General features: G+C 54.4%; 20 protein-coding genes. 8 read left to right on the forward strand and 12 right to left on the reverse strand.

Translation table 11 applies throughout. The annotated features are described in order from the left end of the window. Positions 1 to 24: 24 nt before the first annotated feature. From WBG83_RS01560 to WBG83_RS01590, 7 genes are all read right to left on the reverse strand, one after another. The gene (locus tag WBG83_RS01560; RefSeq protein WP_336742054.1) at positions 25 to 1,209 is read right to left on the reverse strand and encodes an ABC transporter permease; all 1,185 of its coding nucleotides are present in this window, start codon (positions 1,207 to 1,209) and stop codon (positions 25 to 27) included. Continuing rightward, positions 1,206 to 1,952 (reverse strand): ABC transporter ATP-binding protein, encoded by a 747-nt coding sequence (locus WBG83_RS01565; protein WP_442955779.1) that lies wholly within the window; start codon positions 1,950 to 1,952, stop codon positions 1,206 to 1,208. Before WBG83_RS01565 ends, WBG83_RS01560 begins: the two co-directional genes overlap by 4 nt. After that, positions 1,933 to 3,603, reverse strand: a complete 1,671-nt coding sequence (locus tag WBG83_RS01570; protein WP_336742058.1) for an efflux RND transporter periplasmic adaptor subunit — start codon at positions 3,601 to 3,603, stop codon at positions 1,933 to 1,935. The genes WBG83_RS01565 and WBG83_RS01570 overlap by 20 nt, the downstream gene beginning before the upstream one ends. Positions 3,604 to 3,642: 39 nt before the next feature. Further along, on the reverse strand, positions 3,643 to 4,185 hold the full coding sequence (locus WBG83_RS01575) for a hypothetical protein (RefSeq protein WP_336742059.1): 543 nt from the start codon (positions 4,183 to 4,185) through the stop codon (positions 3,643 to 3,645). Positions 4,186 to 4,567: 382 nt separating this feature from the next. Beyond that, a complete protein-coding gene (locus WBG83_RS01580; protein WP_336742061.1) occupies positions 4,568 to 6,064 on the reverse strand; it encodes a sensor histidine kinase in 1,497 nt (498 codons plus the stop codon). Beyond that, entirely contained in the window at positions 6,061 to 6,795 is a 735-nt protein-coding gene (locus tag WBG83_RS01585; RefSeq protein WP_336742063.1) for a response regulator transcription factor, read from the reverse strand. The genes WBG83_RS01580 and WBG83_RS01585 overlap by 4 nt, the downstream gene beginning before the upstream one ends. Beyond that, positions 6,795 to 7,349: a DUF309 domain-containing protein gene (locus WBG83_RS01590; protein WP_336742065.1), complete on the reverse strand. Its 555-nt coding sequence runs from the start codon at positions 7,347 to 7,349 to the stop codon at positions 6,795 to 6,797. Before WBG83_RS01590 ends, WBG83_RS01585 begins: the two co-directional genes overlap by 1 nt. Before the next feature lie 144 nt (positions 7,350 to 7,493). On the opposite strand from WBG83_RS01590, the gene WBG83_RS01595 reads away from it, so the two are divergent. The 3 genes from WBG83_RS01595 (at position 7,494) to WBG83_RS01605 (ending at position 10,303) form a co-directional block, all read left to right on the forward strand. Then, positions 7,494 to 7,928, forward strand: coding sequence for a hypothetical protein (locus tag WBG83_RS01595; RefSeq protein ID WP_336742067.1), 435 nt, complete (start codon positions 7,494 to 7,496; stop codon positions 7,926 to 7,928). After that, positions 7,928 to 8,206, forward strand: a complete 279-nt coding sequence (locus tag WBG83_RS01600) for a YxcD family protein (protein WP_336742069.1) — start codon at positions 7,928 to 7,930, stop codon at positions 8,204 to 8,206. The genes WBG83_RS01595 and WBG83_RS01600 overlap by 1 nt, the downstream gene beginning before the upstream one ends. Before the next feature lie 195 nt (positions 8,207 to 8,401). Beyond that, on the forward strand, positions 8,402 to 10,303 hold the full coding sequence (locus tag WBG83_RS01605) for a glycosyl hydrolase family 18 protein (RefSeq protein ID WP_336742071.1): 1,902 nt from the start codon (positions 8,402 to 8,404) through the stop codon (positions 10,301 to 10,303). 171 nt (positions 10,304 to 10,474) lie between these two features. On the opposite strand, the gene rbsD is transcribed toward WBG83_RS01605, so the two are convergent. Genes rbsD through WBG83_RS01630 form a run of 5 tightly spaced genes read right to left on the reverse strand, consistent with a single transcriptional unit; the run spans position 10,475 to position 13,425 of the window. Continuing rightward, positions 10,475 to 10,861 (reverse strand): D-ribose pyranase, encoded by a 387-nt coding sequence (gene rbsD / locus WBG83_RS01610; protein WP_336742073.1) that lies wholly within the window; start codon positions 10,859 to 10,861, stop codon positions 10,475 to 10,477. Further along, positions 10,858 to 11,067 carry a hypothetical protein gene (locus WBG83_RS01615; RefSeq protein WP_336742075.1) on the reverse strand — a complete coding sequence of 70 codons (210 nt, stop codon included), beginning with the start codon at positions 11,065 to 11,067 and terminating at the stop codon, positions 10,858 to 10,860. Before WBG83_RS01615 ends, rbsD begins: the two co-directional genes overlap by 4 nt. 12 nt (positions 11,068 to 11,079) lie before the next feature. Then, on the reverse strand, positions 11,080 to 11,874 hold the full coding sequence (locus tag WBG83_RS01620; RefSeq protein WP_336742077.1) for an SDR family NAD(P)-dependent oxidoreductase: 795 nt from the start codon (positions 11,872 to 11,874) through the stop codon (positions 11,080 to 11,082). Positions 11,875 to 11,926: 52 nt separating this feature from the next. Further along, positions 11,927 to 13,090 (reverse strand): UxaA family hydrolase, encoded by a 1,164-nt coding sequence (locus tag WBG83_RS01625; protein ID WP_336742079.1) that lies wholly within the window; start codon positions 13,088 to 13,090, stop codon positions 11,927 to 11,929. Beyond that, positions 13,087 to 13,425 (reverse strand): UxaA family hydrolase, encoded by a 339-nt coding sequence (locus tag WBG83_RS01630; RefSeq protein ID WP_336742081.1) that lies wholly within the window; start codon positions 13,423 to 13,425, stop codon positions 13,087 to 13,089. Before WBG83_RS01630 ends, WBG83_RS01625 begins: the two co-directional genes overlap by 4 nt. Before the next feature lie 491 nt (positions 13,426 to 13,916). On the opposite strand from WBG83_RS01630, the gene WBG83_RS01635 reads away from it, so the two are divergent. The 5 genes from WBG83_RS01635 to WBG83_RS01655 all read left to right on the forward strand — a co-directional run bounded on the left by WBG83_RS01635 (position 13,917) and on the right by WBG83_RS01655 (position 18,656). Further along, entirely contained in the window at positions 13,917 to 14,945 is a 1,029-nt protein-coding gene (locus tag WBG83_RS01635; protein ID WP_336742083.1) for a LacI family DNA-binding transcriptional regulator, read from the forward strand. 355 nt (positions 14,946 to 15,300) lie between these two features. After that, positions 15,301 to 15,564: a peptidylprolyl isomerase gene (locus WBG83_RS01640; protein WP_336742085.1), complete on the forward strand. Its 264-nt coding sequence runs from the start codon at positions 15,301 to 15,303 to the stop codon at positions 15,562 to 15,564. 23 nt (positions 15,565 to 15,587) lie between these two features. Beyond that, on the forward strand, positions 15,588 to 16,880 hold the full coding sequence (locus WBG83_RS01645) for a cyclic nucleotide-binding domain-containing protein (RefSeq protein ID WP_336742086.1): 1,293 nt from the start codon (positions 15,588 to 15,590) through the stop codon (positions 16,878 to 16,880). Between the two features lie 63 nt (positions 16,881 to 16,943). After that, positions 16,944 to 17,741: an ABC transporter transmembrane domain-containing protein gene (locus tag WBG83_RS01650; protein WP_336742088.1), complete on the forward strand. Its 798-nt coding sequence runs from the start codon at positions 16,944 to 16,946 to the stop codon at positions 17,739 to 17,741. A gap of 33 nt (positions 17,742 to 17,774) precedes the next feature. Beyond that, complete coding sequence (locus tag WBG83_RS01655; protein WP_336742612.1) at positions 17,775 to 18,656, forward strand: peptidase domain-containing ABC transporter; 882 nt, start codon at positions 17,775 to 17,777, stop codon at positions 18,654 to 18,656. Positions 18,657 to 18,691: the final 35 nt, after the last annotated feature.

Consider the following 18,691-nt stretch of genomic DNA (forward strand, 5'->3'; position numbering starts at 1 on the left):
CCTAGAAATCTGTTTGTGCGGCATTCAGTCTGTACGCAGTGCATCGATTGGACGCAGCTTGGACGCTTTGTTCGCCGGGTATAAGCCGAAGACGACACCAATAACAACGGAAAACAGAAATGCGTACAGGCTGATGTCTAGCGACAGCTTGGTCGCCTGGTTCGCATAAAACACCGGAATAAGCAGGCTTATGCCGATCCCGATCCCCAGGCCGACCAGACCGCCCAGACCGCTGATGACGACCGACTCTACCAGGAACTGCATCAGAATCGTTCTGCGCTTGGCTCCGATGGATTTGCGAATCCCGATTTCCCGGGTCCGCTCACTGACGGTTACGAGCATAATATTCATAATTCCGATGCCGCCGACAACCAGGGAGATACACGCCACGCCGACAAGCATGTAGTTCATTTGTTCATTGACCGAGTTCGCTGTTTTCAGCATCTCATCCTGATTCTGGATGGTGAAGCCGCTCTCGCTCTTGAATTTGTATACCAGATACTGCTTCATCGTCGCCTGAGCGGTGGTAACTTCATCTTTGCTGGCTGCTTCGATGTAAGTCGTCCGAATCGAGCCCAGCTTGAAATCCCTGCGGACCGTCTCCAGCGGCACCATGAGCGTATCGTCAATTGAGGTTCCGCTGGTATTCGAGCCTTTTTCCTCCAGCAAGCCGACAATGGTATACACAAAGCCGTCCATGTTAATGTCCTGGCCGACCGGGTCTACGAAACCGAACAACGTTTGGGCCGCTCCGCTGCCGATAACCGCTACCCGGTTACGAAATTCCAGGTCCGCCGGAGCAAGCAGTCTCCCTTTGGCCAGCTCCAGCCCCTGAATTTGAAAATAACGGTCATTCGTACCGGTAACGGTGAGCTGTGTGCTGGTGCGCTCGTACTTCACGTTGGAGCTGCCCCGTGAAAACATAGGCGCAATGTATTTGAACTCCGGCAAAGTTTCCAGCTGCATTAATTCGTTATAATCAAGCTGTGTCGCCCGTCCATTATTGAAGCCCGTCAAACTGACAGTAATCAGATTCGTGCCGAGCCCCTGGATTTGGGACGCCACCTTATCCGAGGTCCCTTGTCCGATGGCAACGAGCGTGACTACGGAGCTAACCCCGATGATGACACCCAGCATGGTCAAAAACGTACGCATCGGGCTGGATGTGACCGTGCGCATCGCCATGCCGATTAATTCCGAGAACCTCATCCGACCGACACCTCCTGATGCTGCGGCAGCACCTTCTCGGGACGTTCCCGATTGATGATGTCTCTAACAATCTCACCGTCCCGGATCGTGACCACTCGTTTGGCGTGATCGGCAATATGCTGGTCATGCGTAATGAGCACGATGGTGTTGCCCTTGTTGTTCAGTTCAATTATAAGCTCCAGCACTTCAATCCCGGTTTTGGAGTCAAGCGCCCCGGTCGGTTCATCAGCCAATATCAGAGAAGGCGAGATGGCAAGCGCCCTTGATATGGCCACCCGCTGCTGCTGTCCGCCGGAAAGCTCGCTCGGCTTGTGATGAGCGCGTGATTTCATCCCCAAATAATCAAGCATATCCAGCGCCCGCTCCCGGCGTTCCTTCTTCGGAATGCCTTTGTAAATCATCGGCAGCTCCACATTTTCAAGCGCAGTCAGCTTGGGCAGCAGGTTAAATTGTTGAAAAATAAAGCCGATCTTCTGATTGCGGAAATCCGCCAAATTATTGTCGCTCATTTTCTCAGTCGCTACGCCATCAAGCAGATAGCTGCCGCTGGAAGGGACATCGAGCAAGCCGATTGTATTCATCAAGGTGGATTTGCCGGAACCGCTGGGTCCGATGATGGCTACAAACTCCCCTTTTTCAATCGTAAGCGATATCCCCTTGAGCACCTGGAGATCTTCCGAGCCGCGTTTATACGTTCTTGTTATATCCTTCAGCTCAATAATTTTATCGGGCACCGCCACCACCGCCACTCGAATTTCTGTTTGTGCCGCCGCCCTGCGTTCCGCCGCTCACGCCGCCCTGCTGCTGGAACTGCTGGCGAAGTCTATCCATATCCTGCTGCGTTGTCGTCTGCTTGGCTGTTGTTTTCGGGATCACAATTTTGTCCCCTTCGTTCAGCCCGGACGTCACTTCCACACTCGTTTTGTTTTGAGAGCCGATTTGAATTTCGACCTGCTCGTTCGTGCCGTCTGCTTTCTTCAACGTCACATACCGCTTCCTGTTCTGCGTTTGCAGCGCTTCGATCGGAATCAGCAGAACATCCTTTTTATCCTCAATCAAAATATTGGCTGTTCCTGTCATGCCGTATTTCAGTGTGGACGTGTCCTTCACGCCGATGATGACGTTATAGTTGGTGACGCCGTTCGTTGTCGTACCCACTGTGGACACCTGATTGACCGTACCTTCGAACGTTTTGCCGGTGACGGAATCGATCGTAATCGTCGCTGTCATCCCGGTTTTGATTTTGGGCAGGTCCAGCTCATCAACCGCAATAATCATGTTCATCGTCGTCGTGCTGGCTACGCCGCCAAACACCAGACTGCTTGTAATACGGGAGCCAATGGACAAGGTGGACAGCACATTCGTCTTCGTATCGGCAAAATCTGTTGAGAAAACACCGTCAATCGGCGCTTTTACGATTAAATCATCGACCTGGTCCTGATAATCCTGAACAGTCAGCCGCTGCTCATCCACCTGAGCCTGCTTGGACTTCAAATCCTGATCAATATCCTCATTCACCATGGATGCAATAGAATCGCCGGCTTTAACAAAGGTATTATCCTTCGCAAACATCTGAACGATCTCGGCGTCATCAATATTCGCCATCACGTTAACCGTCTTGTTGAATTTGAAGGTGCCCGAATCCTGCGATTCGACATCGCGGCCCCCGACATTGACCGCTCCCTTCGCTTTAATCCCGCTGTCCATGGACCCGTCATTCTCGACGAGCACTTCTACATCAATGACTTTGTTGCCCTTGCTGTCTCCGCGCGGCTCTTTGCCGATCGATTCAATCGTTCCCGTCTTCGTCAGCTTGAAGGAGTCAATGGTCAGCTCAACGGCATCGCCCTTCTTCATCTGAACGGCATCCTCCAGCAGGAACGGCAGCGTCACAATGAGCTGGCTGTAATCCGAAATCGTAGCCAAACGGGTTGTTTTGCTGACCTTGAGCCCGACATCGACGTTGCTCGCCAGTGTAATTTTACCCGCTATCGGTGCGGTCGCCGTCAGATTGGCGAGCTGCTGCTGCAAATCGGCCAAGTCGCTTTCGTACTGGGCCAGCGTATTTTTCGCTTTCTGGAGATTGGATTGCAGGGTAGGGTTGCTGATTTCCAGCAAAACGTCGTCCTTCTTCACTTCCTGATTGCGGCTCACATACAGCGCCTTCAAGGTTCCAGCTGACGGCGCCGTAATTTTCTGCAGGTCCTGGGCTTCCAATTGAGAGGTTGCCGATACGGCAACCGTCAGATTGCCTTTCTTCACCTCGGAAATCGTCTCGGTGGTTGCCGCTGCCTTCTTCGTGACTCCCCATTTCATGTAAGCGTATGTGCCGCCGCCGCATACCAAAATGGCAGCAAGAATAAAGCCTCCGATTTTTTTACCACTCCACTTCATTGGTGGTCCTCCTTGTGCGAACATGTCAAATAAAAATCTTCATCCTGCTGTGCCCTCCGCCCGTCCGGCCCGCTGGTCAAGCAGCTGCAGCAGCTGCTGCTCCACGCTAACCCCGCTCGGCGACAGCTCCTCAGCTTCAGGCTGAAGCGATTGCTGAGCCGCTTCGTCCTGCTGCTCTCTCCGGCGGCTTATCTCCTCGTAGATCCGGGCCTGTTCCTCCGGTGTGAACGCCTTGAAGTCCTGATCGCCGGCATGCATCGCTTGCTGCTTCAGCAGCATCGTGTCGTAGTATGCTTGCTGGACCGGCTGAAGCAAATCGTATGCCTGCTGGTGCTCGGATTGGGTCAATTCTCCTGCTTCAATGCTTTTTTTGACAAGCGGAAGCAGCTGGCCGGCTTGAACCGCAGTAATTTTCATTCCATCACGTTGGTCCATGTCCAGCAGCGCATGGAAAAACACGAACAATTGCCGTTCGTTCAGGCTTTGCAGTTCTACCGTCTGGGCCTCCGGATCACTCGGGGAGCTGGCCCGGAAGCAGCCTGCTGTCAGCAGCAGGAAGCCAATCAGGAGAACGCTCAGCACGTACCTCGTCCCATGCCTATCCCTCCCTATCCCACCTTAGAACAGGTGTTAATGAGAGAACGCCATTATGCGCAGCAGGTCTTGATTACTGTCAAATGAAACGCCGATAGGACGGTCAGTTCATTCCGAAGCAGTTCGAAATAATCCGTTCCATTCGACATCACAAGTCAGCCTATGTACGGTCCTGCTGCTGCAGCCGATGAAGCAGTACGGCTCCTAGTGTAAAAAAGCCCTGCCGTTTCCCGGTTATATAAGAACCCCGGCTGATTCCTATATAATTAAAAATGCCGTCTTTAGAGACAGGCGTACCTATCTATAAAAACAGCATAAGAAACAATCGTGAAAAAACAATGTGAAATTTGTAAAATAAGTGTGAAATCCGCTATCGGCGCGGATCAGGCTTGACTAAGGGGAATCTGACTGTAAAAGTGGTCCCCTCCCCCTTACGGCTGTCCGCCTGAATCGTGCCCTTCATTGCGCTGACCAGATGCTTCACAATGGTCAGCCCGAGACCTGTGCCTTCCGTATGAAGGCCCCGCGACTGATCCGCCTTGTAAAACCTTTCCCAAATCCGGGACAGCTGCTCCTCGTCCATACCGATTCCCGTATCGGCAACGATAATTTCCGCCTCGTCCCCCCGCTGCTGCAGGGAGAGCCGGATGGTCCCTCCCTCGGGCGTAAATTGAATGGCGTTATAGAGCAGATTTTGTAAAATTTGCACGAAGCGATCCGGGTCTAGCGTGCAAACAAGCGGACGTGTCCCTGCCGCGGGAAGCATGGTGCGCAGCTCCAGCCGTTTCTCGTGCAGCCGGGTGGAGACGACCTCCAGCACCTCGCCTACCTTCTCCTCCAAGCGGACCCGCTCCAGCCGCTCTTCTCCGCCGCCGTTCTGGATGCGCGCCAAATCCAGCAAATCCGTCACGAGCCGCTGCAGGCGCAGCACTTCCCCATGGCAAATAGCCAAGTAGCGGTCCACCTGATCCTCCGGCACGAGTTTGTCGGATAACGCTACAATCAGCCCGCGCAGTGTGGTCAGCGGCGATCGAAGCTCGTGCGACACCGTCGCCAGAAACTCCTTGCGAGTATCCTCCCACTGCTGAAGCTGGTCCACCATCACATTGAAGCTGCGAGCCAGGCTGCCGAATTCATCCTTCGACTGGACCGGAACCCGCACCGTAAAATCCCCCTGGGTCATCGCCTCCGCAGCCAAATTCATTCGCCGGAGCGGCCCGGCCAGACGGCGCGAAATCAACAGCAAAATGAATGCGACAGCAAGCAGGGAGAAAACCAGCGGGAGCAGTAAATTAAGCCGGAACGCGCTGATGGCCGAGCTAATCTCGCTGACAGGGAGAAGCATGAATATAATATAGCGCTTGTCGTTGACCGCGGTCGGCTTGTAATAGACCAAAAAGCTCGTATCCGGGGATTTCTCGTCCAGCTTCGGTACAATCGTATGGCCGGATTCACCGCGCAGCGCCCACATGAAAGGGGCATCGAGCGTCTTGGGGATTACCGTATTGGGCGAGTCATTCGTGCTGGAATCCAGCGTCCCGTTCTCGTCAACGACCCACACGAACCCGGTGAAGCTGCGGCCGATTAACCGGACGCCCAGCTTCAGCTCACGAACCGACAACGAGCCCTCCTCCTGTGAGGAGAGCAGCTTGACCACTTCCTCCGAACGCGAGGAAAGCAGCTCGATTTTATCCTTATAGACCAGATCTGTGAAATAATAATTCCAGAACGCGACCAGGCTGACAAAGAAAATAGCGCATGTAAGCAAAAAAGACATAAACACTTTCACATAAAAGCTTCGCAGCCATTTGGATTGCTTCAAGGCACGGACAGCGGCCGACAGGGCAAGCTGCAGGCGCCTGATCATCCTTTATGCACCTCGAAGCTGTAGCCGACGCCCCAGTACGTCTCAATGCGCCAGCCGTCGTGGCTGCCGAGCTTTTTGCGGATATTTTTGACGTGAGCGTCCACAGTGCGTGTACCTCCCTGGAAATCATAGTTCCATACATGCGCAAGCAGCTCTTCTCTGGAAAATACACGGTTCGGACTGCTCGCCATGAAGTACAGCAGCTCCGTTTCCTTCAGTGTTAAATCCTGCCGCCTCCCATCGACCATGACCTTATACTGGTCCAAATCAACGAGCAGCGTCCGGTAATCGACAACTCTGGCGGAGGCCGACGGAGGGGCAGCATCCACCGGATCGGCAGACAGCTGCTGCCGGGTGCGGCGCAGCACCGCTTTCATCCTTGCCATCAGCTCATACGGATCGAAGGGCTTTACAATATAGTCGTCAATGCCCAGATTAAAGCCGCGCAGCTTGTCCGTAACCTCCCCCTTGGCGGTAAGCATAATGACCGGTGTCTGGTTCACCGGCGCTTTCATTGCCCGCAGCCGTTCGCAGATGTCGAAGCCCGAGAGCTCCGGGAGCATAACATCCAGCAGCAGCAGCTGAGGCGCCTGTGCCTCCACCTGCGCTAGCGCATCCAGCCCGTGGTGGAACACGACGCTGCTGAAGCCTGCATGCTGGACATACAGACGGATGACCTCGCAAATATGCGGCTCATCATCCACAATAAAAATCGGGGCGTTCTCGCTCATCAGGCTTCCCCTCTTTCCAGACGCCGCTTATCCAGCTGCTTCCGCCGTTCCTCGATAACCTCCGTACGGTCACGCAGCGTATGACGATGGACCACCTGGGGATCGTTCATCCGGCTTGGCGCGCCCCAGCTTACGCCCAGACTCTCGCAGCGGGCCTGTGCCAGCTTTAGCAGCTCCGGATCGCGAATGGGAATATCAAAATCGGAGTAGGCTGCCTTTTCCCCGGTGCCCCTGCTGCATTTCACTTGAATTAGCCGATCCTGCAGCCCCGCATGCAGCGCAGAGCTGTCTACCCCGAGCTGCTCCAGCTGCTCCACATGCAAGTGCCGGACTGCGGCGGCGAGCATTTTCTCCGCTCCCGCGTCGTTGCCTCGCCGCTGGTGATACAGACCGACCGCCACCTGGATGAAGCCGAGCCAGGCCTCCCGATACGGATGATCTGGCTCTTCCTTCCAATATTCCTCCAAAACCTCATGGCATTCGAATAAATCCCGGTCCCCGTGAAAATGAGCCAGGAACGTAATATATTCCGCTGGATAATGAATTTGTGTCATGCTTCCCCCATTCTGCCGACAAACTGAGGAATAAACCCGGCAAGATTAGAAAATGATGTAAACAGGTGAAACCGATAGCTCGGTGTTACGTAGTAAACTATTGTACCAATATAGTAAAAATACTCTTTGGGAGGCAAACAAGCAATGAAAAAGTGGACACTTCTGCTGACGGCAATTGTTCTTGCATTTGCTTTCAGCACTTCAGCGACAGTTGAAGCGAAGCCGAAATCCGGCGGTTCGTATTCTTCGCCGAAGAAATCGTTCGACTCGAACACGACGCAAAACAAAGATAGCGGCGTGACCAAGACCGAGCCGACAAAGCAAGGCACGACAGGCTCCACAACGCCTGCCGCCACCAAGCCCGGATTTTTCAGCGGCGGTTTAATGAAAGGACTTCTCATCGGCGGTCTGGCCGGCATGCTGTTCGGCGGCTTGTTCGGTGACATGGGCTTCCTCGGCAACATTCTCGGCCTGCTCATCAATGTGGCAGCCATTGTGATTGTCATCATGCTTATCCGTAAAATTGTCGTTTATTTTATGGATAAACGCAAGCGCACTAAAGAGAGGTATCAGCCATAATGCAATTAAACGAGCAGGAAATCATCAACGCAGTATGCCTGAATATGGCAGAGCGCAAGCAGGTACAGCCTACGGCTGTGGAAGTGCAGCTGCACTGGAGCGAGGATCTCGGCTTTTCGGCCGAGGTTGTCGTTGAGGGCCGCAGCCAATATTTGGTACAGGCCAACCTGCTGGAAGCCATTGAACGCTACATGCTGAACGTGCATGGACAGCGGGTGTACCGCAGCCAAATCGAGCTTGATTTGGAAGACGAAATCTTCGCGCGGATTACCGCATAGCTTAAGCACCGTGCTGTGCTGCAACAACCAACCATAAGCAGTCTCCGTTTTCGGACGGGGGCTGCTTTTTTATGCTCACATGGCCCCTGCCCATTCTCGTGATTTACAAAAAAAGGATATCTCAAAACCGCAACTATTTCTTCCTTCGTAGAGTATAGATTACTAGATTAATAGAAGGAGGAACAACCAGGAGGAATGAGTAAAAAAAGATGGATTAGCGCCGCACTGTCATTCGCCCTCATGATGCAGGGAACTGTGCTGACTGCGGCTGCAGCGGATAAAACGACCAAATACCGTGTGTATCAAAACGACCAGCTGCTGCAGGAGTTCAACAGCACTGCGAGTGCAATACAATATGCCCGCCGGTGGTCCAGCAGCCACGTAGAGGAAATCGGAACGCGTACGTGGATCTGGGACAATTTGCCCCGGTACAAAGTATATCAGTATGATGCCGGCATAGGTGAATTCCAAACCTTGGCCGAAGCCATCCAAGAGGCCAAGAAATGGGGCCATGCCAGCATCCGGGACCTGCAATCCAGCGGGTGGGAATGGAACAATTACCCCCGTTACCGGTTGTATCAGGGGGATATGACGCTCGACGGCTGGGAATTTCAGACGCTGAAGGAGGCCCAGGCCGAGGCGGCCAAATGGTCCGGCGCTCACATTATCGATTTGGCCAACAACACCTGGATTTGGGATAACATAACAGCTACCCAAAAAGCCGCCCTTCGCGCCGGGGACAAAACCTATCGTGTTATGCAGGGCAGCTATACCCAAGACAGCTGGACCTTCGCTTATTTGGAGGATGCCGTGCAGGAGGCGCTTAGCTGGGCCGGTTCCAGCGTGGTCCGGGAAGATACGAAACAAACCGTTTACCGCAATGATGCGCCGTATATTGTCCTTCAGAATAGCCAGACGCTGGATGCCTTTATCAGTCTCGATGCAGCAATCGCCTATGCCAAGCAGTGGGGCCATGCCCGCGTCATCACTGACGGCCGCACCATCTGGACGAATTCGCCTTATTATCAAGTGTATCAAAATGATACGCTGATCGGAGAATACAGCACGGTTGCCGCGGCTCTTGGCTATGCTGCCGGGTACGCCAATGCGTCGATCGCCACACTTGACGGCAAGCAGCTGTGGAACAATTTCCGCAAGCTCCAGCTATGGGGCTGGAACGGGGTTTCATCCGCAGATACGATTAAGACGCAGCTCTCTGCTGTACAAGGACTCGATGTCAACTCTCCGACCTGGTTCCAGCTCGCTGACGCAAGCGGCAAGCTTACCGACAATTCCAGCAAGGATATGGTCGCCTACCTGAAGCAGCGGGGCCATCAGGTGCATGCCTTGGTCCATAATCAATTCGATGCTTCGCTGACCAGCGCGTTTCTGGCCAATGACGCCGCTGTACAATCGTTTGTAACCAATCTTGTGGAACGGGCCGCCGCTCTTGGCATCGATGGACTCAACATTGATTTTGAGAATTTGGCCGGAAAGGACCGCGCGGCGTTCACCGCTTTTATGAAAAAGCTGACAGACAGCGCCCATGCCAAGGGCCTGGTGGTGTCCGTGGATTTACCGCGTGGCAGTATAAAATGGAATCATCTGACAGCCTTCGATCATGAGAAGCTTGGAGCCATGGTCGATTACATCGTCACGATGACCTATGATCAGAACTGGTCCTCCGGGCCGACCGCGGGATCGGTAGCCGGACTGGACTGGGTGGAGCAAGGCGTTCAGGAATTTTTGTCTTACGGCATTCCGCGCGACAAGCTGATTATGGGCATCCCGTTCTATGTGCGGGAATGGAAAATCGACAGTAGCGGCGGTCTGGTCTCAAGCCGCGCCGTCCTGATGAAGCAGCTGTCCGATCTGATCAAAAGCAAAAATGCGAAGCTCACCTGGGACAGCACTTACGGGCAATACAAAGCGGAATACACAGAGGATGGCTATACCTTCGTGCTGTGGATGGAAACCGAGGAAACCGTCAAAGCGCGGCTGGCCATTGCCAAGAAATATGAGCTCGCCGGAGTAGCCGCATGGCGTCTGGGCTACGAGCAGTCCGATTTATGGACGATGCTGCTGCAGGAGAAATAAATCCGCTCTTATCCTTTACTACATTTACTACAAAAATCATGTATGATGTTATTCACAGTGATGACCTGAGCCTCATTTTCAATCACTGCGTCTAGCTTCTAGCTGCTTGATGTAACAATAAAACCAGGTACAGCGCCGTCATTCGGACAGCATGTACCTGGTTTTTGCCGGTTAACCGGAAATAATCATAATGTTGGCGTAAGGCACTGTGTCCCCCGTGCGAATCACTGCTCTGGATTCCGGGCAGATGGCTTTAAACCGCTGATGGGAAATGACCATAAACTTCAATTCCGGGAACCTCTGCCGCATCGTCTCCAGCCGCTCCGGACTGGCGGCGGCCATCTCCTCCGTCACGATAATCGTGTCGATAATGAATTCCCCGTGGATGGCGGTCAGAACGTCCAGCACTGTCGGCAAATCATCCGTCAGCGCCAAATCGATCCGCTCCACGTTCATCGGAACCGGAAACCCCCGGTCACTAATTGTAATAATGTCCGTATGGCCTGTTTCGCTAAGCACCCGGTTCAACGCCGGATTCAAAATTCCTCTCCGCTTCATGACTGTGCCTCCTTCTGCTGCACAAGCACATGATCCCGCTGCGAAAGCGTGATTTGCTCCCGCAAGGTTGGGGCAGGCCGCTTCATATAAAATGTTTCTTCCCCGTTCCACACCGCGACGCTGACAAGCTCCCAGCCCTCCTCGCCAAGTGAAGCCAGTTCAGACCGATTCGTACCGATATAATACTCCCATAAAACTGCCGCCATGACTGAATCCCCCTAGCGCTCCAATTGATCATCCGGCTGAGCCGCCTTCACCGTCAAACCGCCGTCAACCATCAGGAGATGCCCGTTGACCTGCATCGCTTCATCGGATGCGAGGAACACGACCGCATCCCCGATTTGGCGGGCGGTGCCAAGCCGTTTCATCGGATTGGCGTTCATCTCCTTCTCACGCATGCCGGGAGCGGCCAAAAAGTCCGTGCACATGTCCGTATCCACCGTGCTGGGCCCGACTGCATTCACGTTAATGTTATACGGGCCAAGCTCAATAGCCATGCCCTTGGTCAGCATATGGGCCGCCGCTTTGGAGGATTGATAGTGCGGAATGACCGGGCTGGTAACGACCAGACTGGCAGTCGACAAAACATTGACGATTTTGCCGTAGCGGCGTTCAATCATGGAAGACGCTGCGCGCTGCGAGCACAGAAAAATCGACTTCACATTTGTATTGTAGGTTCGATCCCACGTTTCTTCTTTTATTTTCAGAAACGATTCAAACGGTGCAACGCCCGCGTTATTGACCAGAATTTCGACCGGGCCGAGCTCCCGCTCCACCGCATCAAACATGCTCAGCACTTCGCTTTTGCTGCCGACATCGGCTTGGACCGTCATGGCGCGCACCCCAAGCGCTTCCGCCTGCTTGCGCACCGCTTCCGCCTTATCGCGCGATGAATCCGATGTGAAATTAATCGCCACGTGCGCGCCTTCTTCCGCCAGCCGGATAACGACCGCTTCACCGATTCCCCGGCTGCCTCCCGTCACCAGCGCGATTTTACCCTGCAATCTTCCCATTTAGAATCTCCCCTTTTAAAAATGCCGCCATTTCATCGCCGGGTTCTAAGCCCTACAAGCTCGGTCCAATCCGGTTAATGCTGAATTCCTGATGGCCGAGAATCTCGGCTTTGGTCAGCTTGCCGCCGGCGATGTCACGGATTTCGTCCCAAATGAGCTGACCGGCCTCCTCCAGGCTCATTGTGCCTTCCAGCATCGGGCTAACATTGACGTCCATATTGTCGGACATTTTGTCATACATCCGGCCGTTTGCCGTTATTTTGATAACCGGAATAACCGCCGATCCTGTCGGCGTTCCCCGCCCGGTCGTGAAGCACACGATATGCGCGCCGCTGGCGGCCATACCGGAAACACATTCAATGTCATTGCCCGGCGAATCCATAAAATATAAGCCTTTGCCTGTCAAAGGCTCGGCATATTCAATGACTCCGGCAATCGGCGCGGTTCCGCACTTGCTGATGCAGCCGAGCGACTTCTCTTCAATAGTCGTCAAGCCCCCGGCAATGTTGCCCGGACTCGGGTTGCCGCCCCGCATATCCGCCCCCATGCGCTCGACCTCCTGCTCGAAGCGGCTCACAATGTGATACAGCTTCTCTGCGGTTTCCGGCGTCTGGCAGCGCTCGGCCAGTATATGCTCGGCACCGATAATTTCCGTCGTCTCGCCGATAACGATGCTGCCGCCCGCTTCGATCAGCTTGTCGGCCGCTACACCTAGCGCCGGATTGGAGGCCAGTCCGCTCGTCGCGTCCGAACCGCCGCATTTGACGCCGACAATCAGCTCCTCCAGCGGGATCGGCGTTTGTGGCAGCGCATCCAGCTGGGCGCGAAGCCGCTTGGCGATCGCCGCCCCCTCTTGAATCGTCTTGATGGACCCGCCGCAGGACTGAATATCCAGCACCTCCACCGGCTTGCCCGTCTTGCGGATTTCAGCGGCCAGCGCCTCCGGATCAATAACCTCGCAGCCAAGGCCGATGACGATCACTGCGCCTACGTTCGGATTTTTCCCTGTGCCTGCCAAGGTATCAAAGGTTCGCGTCACATCGTTCCCGATCTGGCTGCATCCGTGCTGATGCGGAATCGCCACCGAATCCGGCACCAGCTGGCTAATGCGCACGCTGACCTGATTGGCACAGATGACAGTCGGCATAATCAGCAGATGATTGCGGATGCCGAATGTCCCGTTGTCCCGGCGGTATCCCATAATGGTGCTTGTCATGCTTTCTCCTCCTTCACCGGCTCCGGCTTCGCCTGGTCGCCCCGGCCGCGAATGCCTTCCACGTTGTGTATATGAACATGCTCACCCGGAACGATTGCAGCCGTTGCCCGGCCGATGACCTCACCGTATTTCAGCACCAGATCGCCGGCCTGGATCGGAGCAATTGCAATTTTGTGACCGAATGGGACCGCATTCAAACAGGTCAACTGCTGAGCCTCGCCGCCGACAAGATAACGAATTTGCTGACCTTCCGCCAAATCCTTAATTGCCGTCGCCACATGATCCCTGCCGTCCATCACCAGCGCTTCCGCCCCGGCTTCAATATTTCCTGCCATTTCTAGACCACCGCCTGAAGTATTGGAATATGAATGTTGAGTTACCGATAACTCTAAAATATCAATTCATTTGCTTGCTGTCAACGATTGATTTCGGCTACAATATAACCTAAACTATCCCGCCGCCCCGTCTCGGATAAGGACAACTTCCTCTCCTGGGGAGGCATAAAATCAGCTTGCCGGATTACACACGCCATGCAGCTGCACATGCCTGAAACCGGTATGACGATGTGATGTCCGTACAATTATCCTGCACCTGCGGAGCCTACATGCCTTGGGTGGAAGCCGCCAGGACCCCCATATTGCAGGCATCCCGCTTACTTGACTGCGCCGGAATGCCTTGCGCTTTTCTCGGACCGTCGTGAGCTTGTACTGGCCGCAGGCTGACCAGACCGCCGCGCGCAGCGGTTATACGAAGGCTTTTTTCAATACACGACTGTTTTGAGCTTCTGAGCAGTATTTGAGCGATACCGGTTAAAGGAGTTTTTGAGATGGTAACCATCTATGATATTGCCAGGCAGGCCGGAGTGTCGGCGATGACCGTTTCGAGAGTTATCAATAACACAGGGCGTATCAGCGACAGCACTCGCCGCAGGGTTAAGGCGGTTATGGACGAGCTGGGCTATATCCCGAATTCGGCGGCCCGCAGTCTGGTCGTGCAGGAGACGAAAATTTTGTCCCTGCTTATTACGGACATTACGAATCCTTTCTATACAACCTTGGCGCGAGGTGCGGAAGACGCTGCCAAACGAAGCGGCTACCGGCTGCTGTTCAGCAACAGCGACGAGGACCTGAACAAAGAACGGGAATATATCGACATGGTGCTGCAAGCTCGTGTAGACGGTGTCGTGCTGGCTCCATCCGGCGACGCGTCCCTGGAGCATCTGCATAAGCTGCGCCAGCATCGCATTCCGTTCGTGCTGCTGGACCGGGAGGTGCCTGGTGCGGAGAGCGACATGGTGCTCGGGGACAGCCGCGAAGGCGCGCGAAAGCTGGTCGAATACTTGATTTCACTCGGACATCACCGAATCGCATTCGTCAACGGATTGAGCAGCACCTCGACGGCCCGGCACCGGAAGCAGGGCTACGCCGATGCGCTTAAGCTGGGAGATTTGCCGTATATGGACGATCTGTATATGGAGATTGGTTATCGACGTTTGGACGAGCAAACTGCACTTGCCGCCGCAGAACGACTGCTTAGCGGCCCTGTGCGTCCGACCGCGATTTTTGCCGCGAATAATTTCCTGGCGCTGGCGCTTATCCGGGCCTTGAACCGGCTGGGCGTGGCCGTACCCGAGCAGATGTCCGTCGTCTGCTTCGACGATTTGGACCCGGCGGCCCTCATCGATCCGTTTCTGACCGTTGCCGCCCAGCCTGCCTACCAGTTCGGCGAGCTCGGCATTCAGCTGCTGCTGGACCGGATTGCAGGCGAAGGCCCCGATCAAAGCGCCGCCCCCTGGAAAAAAATCATTCTTCCCTGTGAAATCATCGCCCGCCGCTCAGCCGCACCGTTGCCCTGATTTTTCCCGTAATCTGCAAGCATTCTCGCTTCAAATCCGATTCGTTTTTTGCGATAATCCACCTGAGCGAGTCTCATGAGAAGGAACATCAGCATAGAGATGATGTTTCTATGCTGACGTGGCAGACGGACCGGCTGTGATCGGTCCAAATTGTGCTAGTCTGGGGAGTGGGCATGAAAACTTTCGCTGCTTGTTGGCTAATGGTTCTGATCCTTTGTTGCACTGCCTCAGCATCCGTCGGGGCAGAAGCAAACGAATCCTATGCGGCCTCGAATGCGCAGGACTTGCAGCACTGGAACCCTCAGGAGGACGGGATCATTTCCTTGAACGGACCCTGGGAATTGTATTGGAACCTATGGCAACAGCCAAAGCAGGCGGGTACGCCGGTTTCATAAGCCGGGGAGATCTGGAACCCGAAATAGCCGCCGCAGTATTTAACGCTGGCAAAGGCGCATTGCTTGGCCCATTCGAGCGGAAACGTGAATATAGCTTAATTCTGGTAGAAAATCTGTATCCCGGGGAACTAAGCGAAGCCATCAAAGCGAGCATTCGTGAACAGCTATTCCAATCTAAGCTGGATGCTTACTTGAGTACGCTCGACATTCATGCAGAATTATGAACGTAGATGAGGGATGGGAGCTAGTGAAAGGAAATGGTCTACATGATCTGAATCAAATTCCGTTGTTCGATGTGTTTACCGCGGAAGAGAAGCAACTGCTGGCGGAACAGCTGCAATCGGAAGCTTTTACCATGGGTCAAACGATCGTCGACCGGAATAGCAAAGCGAATGCTTTCTACGTTATCGTATCTGGCAAAGCCAGAAAAGTGGGAGTCAACCATGCAGGCAAGGAAACGAATCTTGGCTTGCTGCATCCGGGGGAGCATTTCGGCGAGCATAGTCTGCTCGAAGGAGAGGCTGCCTCCCCCTTCACGATCCGCGCATCTACCTCGCTTGAAGTGCTGCGTCTTGACCGGCAGCAATTCCAGGATATGGTAGCCCAGCATCCAGCTATGGAGAACTATTTCAGGCAATATATTTCCTCGGATATCATGCGCACATTTCTGAAAAACAGCACCGTGCTTACCCATGTAGACCATGCCGCTCTTCGTTCGCTGCTCGTCCGGCTGGAAGCCCGCAGGTACGAGGCCGGCTCCTGCCTTGTTCGGGAGGGAGAGGCCGGCGACTCCTTCTATATATTGAAAGACGGATCGGCGGTTGTGGAGAAAGGCCCGGAGGCTGCGATCGTGAACCGGCTGTATCCTGGGGATTTTTTTGGGGAACTGGCATTATTGACGGGCGAGCCGCGCAAAGCGACGATTCGAGCCGCTGAAACGTTGACCGCCTCCCGCTTGTCAAAGACGGATTTTGATGAGCTGATCCAAACCTATCCAGTGATTCTGGAATCCATTAGCCGTATATCCGCCCACTACACAGCCAACACGATGGTTATGGTCACGCCCCCGGAGGAAGCCGATGAGGCCATTCCGATCGTGAGCGAGACGGACAACGCCTTTGAACATGAGGCGGGCGACAGGCATGCTGCCAAACCGTGGAGGACCTGGAAGTGGCGGCGCAAATTCCCTGTCATTATGCAGCAGAGCGAGATGGACTGCGGCCCTGCATGTCTAACCATGATCTGTCGTTATTACGGCTTGAACGCCAGCGTGAACCGGATGCGTGAGCGATGCAATGTGGGAGCTGAAGGAACCTCTATGCACGGGCTGATCGAAACCCTCGAATCGCTCGGATTTACGGCTAAAGGCCTGAATACGACGATCAGCCTCCTAAAAGAGCTTCCAACTCCTTTCATTGCGCATTGGAACGGCAATCACTACCTTGTCGTCTATGAGGTCGGCGAGCATGAAGTCGTTGTGGCCGATCCGGCTCTGGGTTACATTGATACCGTGACGCTGGAGGCTTTCAGCAAACATTAGACCGGGTTAGCCGTCGCCATAGAGCCGGCCGGGCGGCTCGCTCCATTGGAGGACAAGGAAATTTTGTGGAAACGTTACCTTGCTTACCTCCATCCATCCAAAAAGCTGCTGCTGTCGGCATTCGGGCTATCCGTAGCCATCGAGCTTATTTCTCTTGCCTTTCCGGTGGTGACGCAGCTCATTTTCGACCGCGTTCTGGACACGGCAAACTGGCCGCTGCTTCATATCATGATGGCCGTCATTCTTGTGCTTATCTGCTTTAGTACCGTTAGTACCGCCATTCGGCAGGCGCTAATCGGACGGATTGCCTATATAATCGATCATTCGATGCTGGACAGCTTCTACCGTCATCTGTTCCGCCTGCCTTATTCCTATTTTACAAAACGAACATCGGGAGACATTTTGACACGGGTTTACGAGAACGAAAAGATTCGCAGATTAATAACCGACCATGCCATTGAGCTGCTGCTGGATTTGCTGACCCTGCTCGTGTATGGTGGCTTGATGGTTTATTATCATTCCGGCCTGGCGTTAATCTCTTTCGCACTCATGCCGCTGTATATCGGCCTTTATGCTTACATGCTGCCAAGAATACGCCGCAATCTCCGCAAGCAGCTTATTGCCGAGGGAGAAACCCAGACACAGATTGTAGAAGCTGTGCATACCATCGCAACCGTCAAAGGATTGTCCATGGAACGAACGGTGCGCGGGAAGCTGTTAAACAAGCTAAGCCGCCTGCTCGCGCTGCGGCTGGAGGGCAACCGGCTGGAGGCGACAGCTAAAGCGGTGTCATCCGCACTGCGCTCCTTAAGCCATGCGGCTCTGCTTTATTCTGGCGCAAGCTATGTTCTGGAGGGCTAGCTTAGCGTAGGGGAGCTTGTTGCTTACACGGTGATGTTTACCTCATTTATGTTCGCACTGGAGATGATTTCGCAGCGCTGGGGCGAGCTCTCGGAAGCGCGCATTTCCATGGAACGGCTGAACGATGTCTACGAATCGACACCGGAGCATCTCCGGCCGGACCATATGCGTCTGCTTCCGTCGATTCAAGGCCATGTCCGCTTCGAAAAGGTGTCATTCCAGTACTACCGGGGCGGGAAGATGATCCTGCAGAACCTCGATTTGGAGCTGAAGCCCGGACAAACGGTAGCGCTTGTCGGACGGAGCGGCTCGGGCAAATCAACCCTTGCCAATTTGCTGCTGAAGCTGCTGGAACCTTCGGGCGGGACCATCTATGTTGACGGTTATCCGCTGCGCGAGGTGCATGCCTCCTCCATCCGCAGGCAGGTGGGCGTCGTTCAGCAGGAAACCATGCTGTTCCGGGGCTCGGTGCGGGACAATATCGCTCCTGACGGGGAAAATATCGGCATCGATGAAATCGAACGGGCCGCCAGGCTTGCCGGTGCCCACGAGTTCATCGAAGCTCTGCCGCTCGGCTACGCTACCATGATTGGCGAAGGCGGCATCCGGCTGTCCGGCGGGCAGCGCCAGCGTATCGTTATTGCGCGCGCGCTCGTAAACAATCCGCGAATTCTTATATTCGATGAAGCCACCAGCGCGCTCGATTCGGAATCGGAGAGGATTATCCAGCAGAATATGGGCGAGATGCTGCAAGGACGGACGACGCTGATTATCGCGCACCGGCTGAGTACAATTCGCCAAGCCGATCTGATCGTCGTGCTGGATCAGGGAACCGTGGTCGAGAGCGGCACGCATGAGCAGCTTTCTCAACGAAAAGGGGTTTACCATCACCTGCTTCATCAGCAGTCCTTGTAGTCGTGGATGGAGCCTGGCGCCGCATAGGCTATATG

Origin of the sequence: Paenibacillus sp. y28 (assembly GCF_037137075.1) — a bacterium.
Taxonomy (GTDB): domain Bacteria; phylum Bacillota; class Bacilli; order Paenibacillales; family NBRC-103111; genus JBBBNV01.

Coding starts and splice junctions, on each gene's coding strand:
- WBG83_RS01560 (WP_336742054.1), bottom strand. CDS start 1,209: ATGAGGTTCTCGGAATTAATCGGCATGGCGATGCGCACGGTCACATCC.
- WBG83_RS01570 (WP_336742058.1), bottom strand. CDS start 3,603: ATGAAGTGGAGTGGTAAAAAAATCGGAGGCTTTATTCTTGCTGCCATT.
- WBG83_RS01580 (WP_336742061.1), bottom strand. CDS start 6,064: ATGATCAGGCGCCTGCAGCTTGCCCTGTCGGCCGCTGTCCGTGCCTTG.
- WBG83_RS01585 (WP_336742063.1), bottom strand. CDS start 6,795: ATGAGCGAGAACGCCCCGATTTTTATTGTGGATGATGAGCCGCATATT.
- WBG83_RS01590 (WP_336742065.1), bottom strand. CDS start 7,349: ATGACACAAATTCATTATCCAGCGGAATATATTACGTTCCTGGCTCAT.
- WBG83_RS01595 (WP_336742067.1), top strand. CDS start 7,494: ATGAAAAAGTGGACACTTCTGCTGACGGCAATTGTTCTTGCATTTGCT.
- WBG83_RS01600 (WP_336742069.1), top strand. CDS start 7,928: ATGCAATTAAACGAGCAGGAAATCATCAACGCAGTATGCCTGAATATG.
- WBG83_RS01605 (WP_336742071.1), top strand. CDS start 8,402: ATGAGTAAAAAAAGATGGATTAGCGCCGCACTGTCATTCGCCCTCATG.
- rbsD (WP_336742073.1), bottom strand. CDS start 10,861: ATGAAGCGGAGAGGAATTTTGAATCCGGCGTTGAACCGGGTGCTTAGC.
- WBG83_RS01615 (WP_336742075.1), bottom strand. CDS start 11,067: ATGGCGGCAGTTTTATGGGAGTATTATATCGGTACGAATCGGTCTGAA.
- WBG83_RS01620 (WP_336742077.1), bottom strand. CDS start 11,874: ATGGGAAGATTGCAGGGTAAAATCGCGCTGGTGACGGGAGGCAGCCGG.
- WBG83_RS01625 (WP_336742079.1), bottom strand. CDS start 13,090: ATGACAAGCACCATTATGGGATACCGCCGGGACAACGGGACATTCGGC.
- WBG83_RS01630 (WP_336742081.1), bottom strand. CDS start 13,425: ATGGCAGGAAATATTGAAGCCGGGGCGGAAGCGCTGGTGATGGACGGC.
- WBG83_RS01635 (WP_336742083.1), top strand. CDS start 13,917: ATGGTAACCATCTATGATATTGCCAGGCAGGCCGGAGTGTCGGCGATG.
- WBG83_RS01640 (WP_336742085.1), top strand. CDS start 15,301: ATGGCAACAGCCAAAGCAGGCGGGTACGCCGGTTTCATAAGCCGGGGA.
- WBG83_RS01655 (WP_336742612.1), top strand. CDS start 17,775: ATGTTTACCTCATTTATGTTCGCACTGGAGATGATTTCGCAGCGCTGG.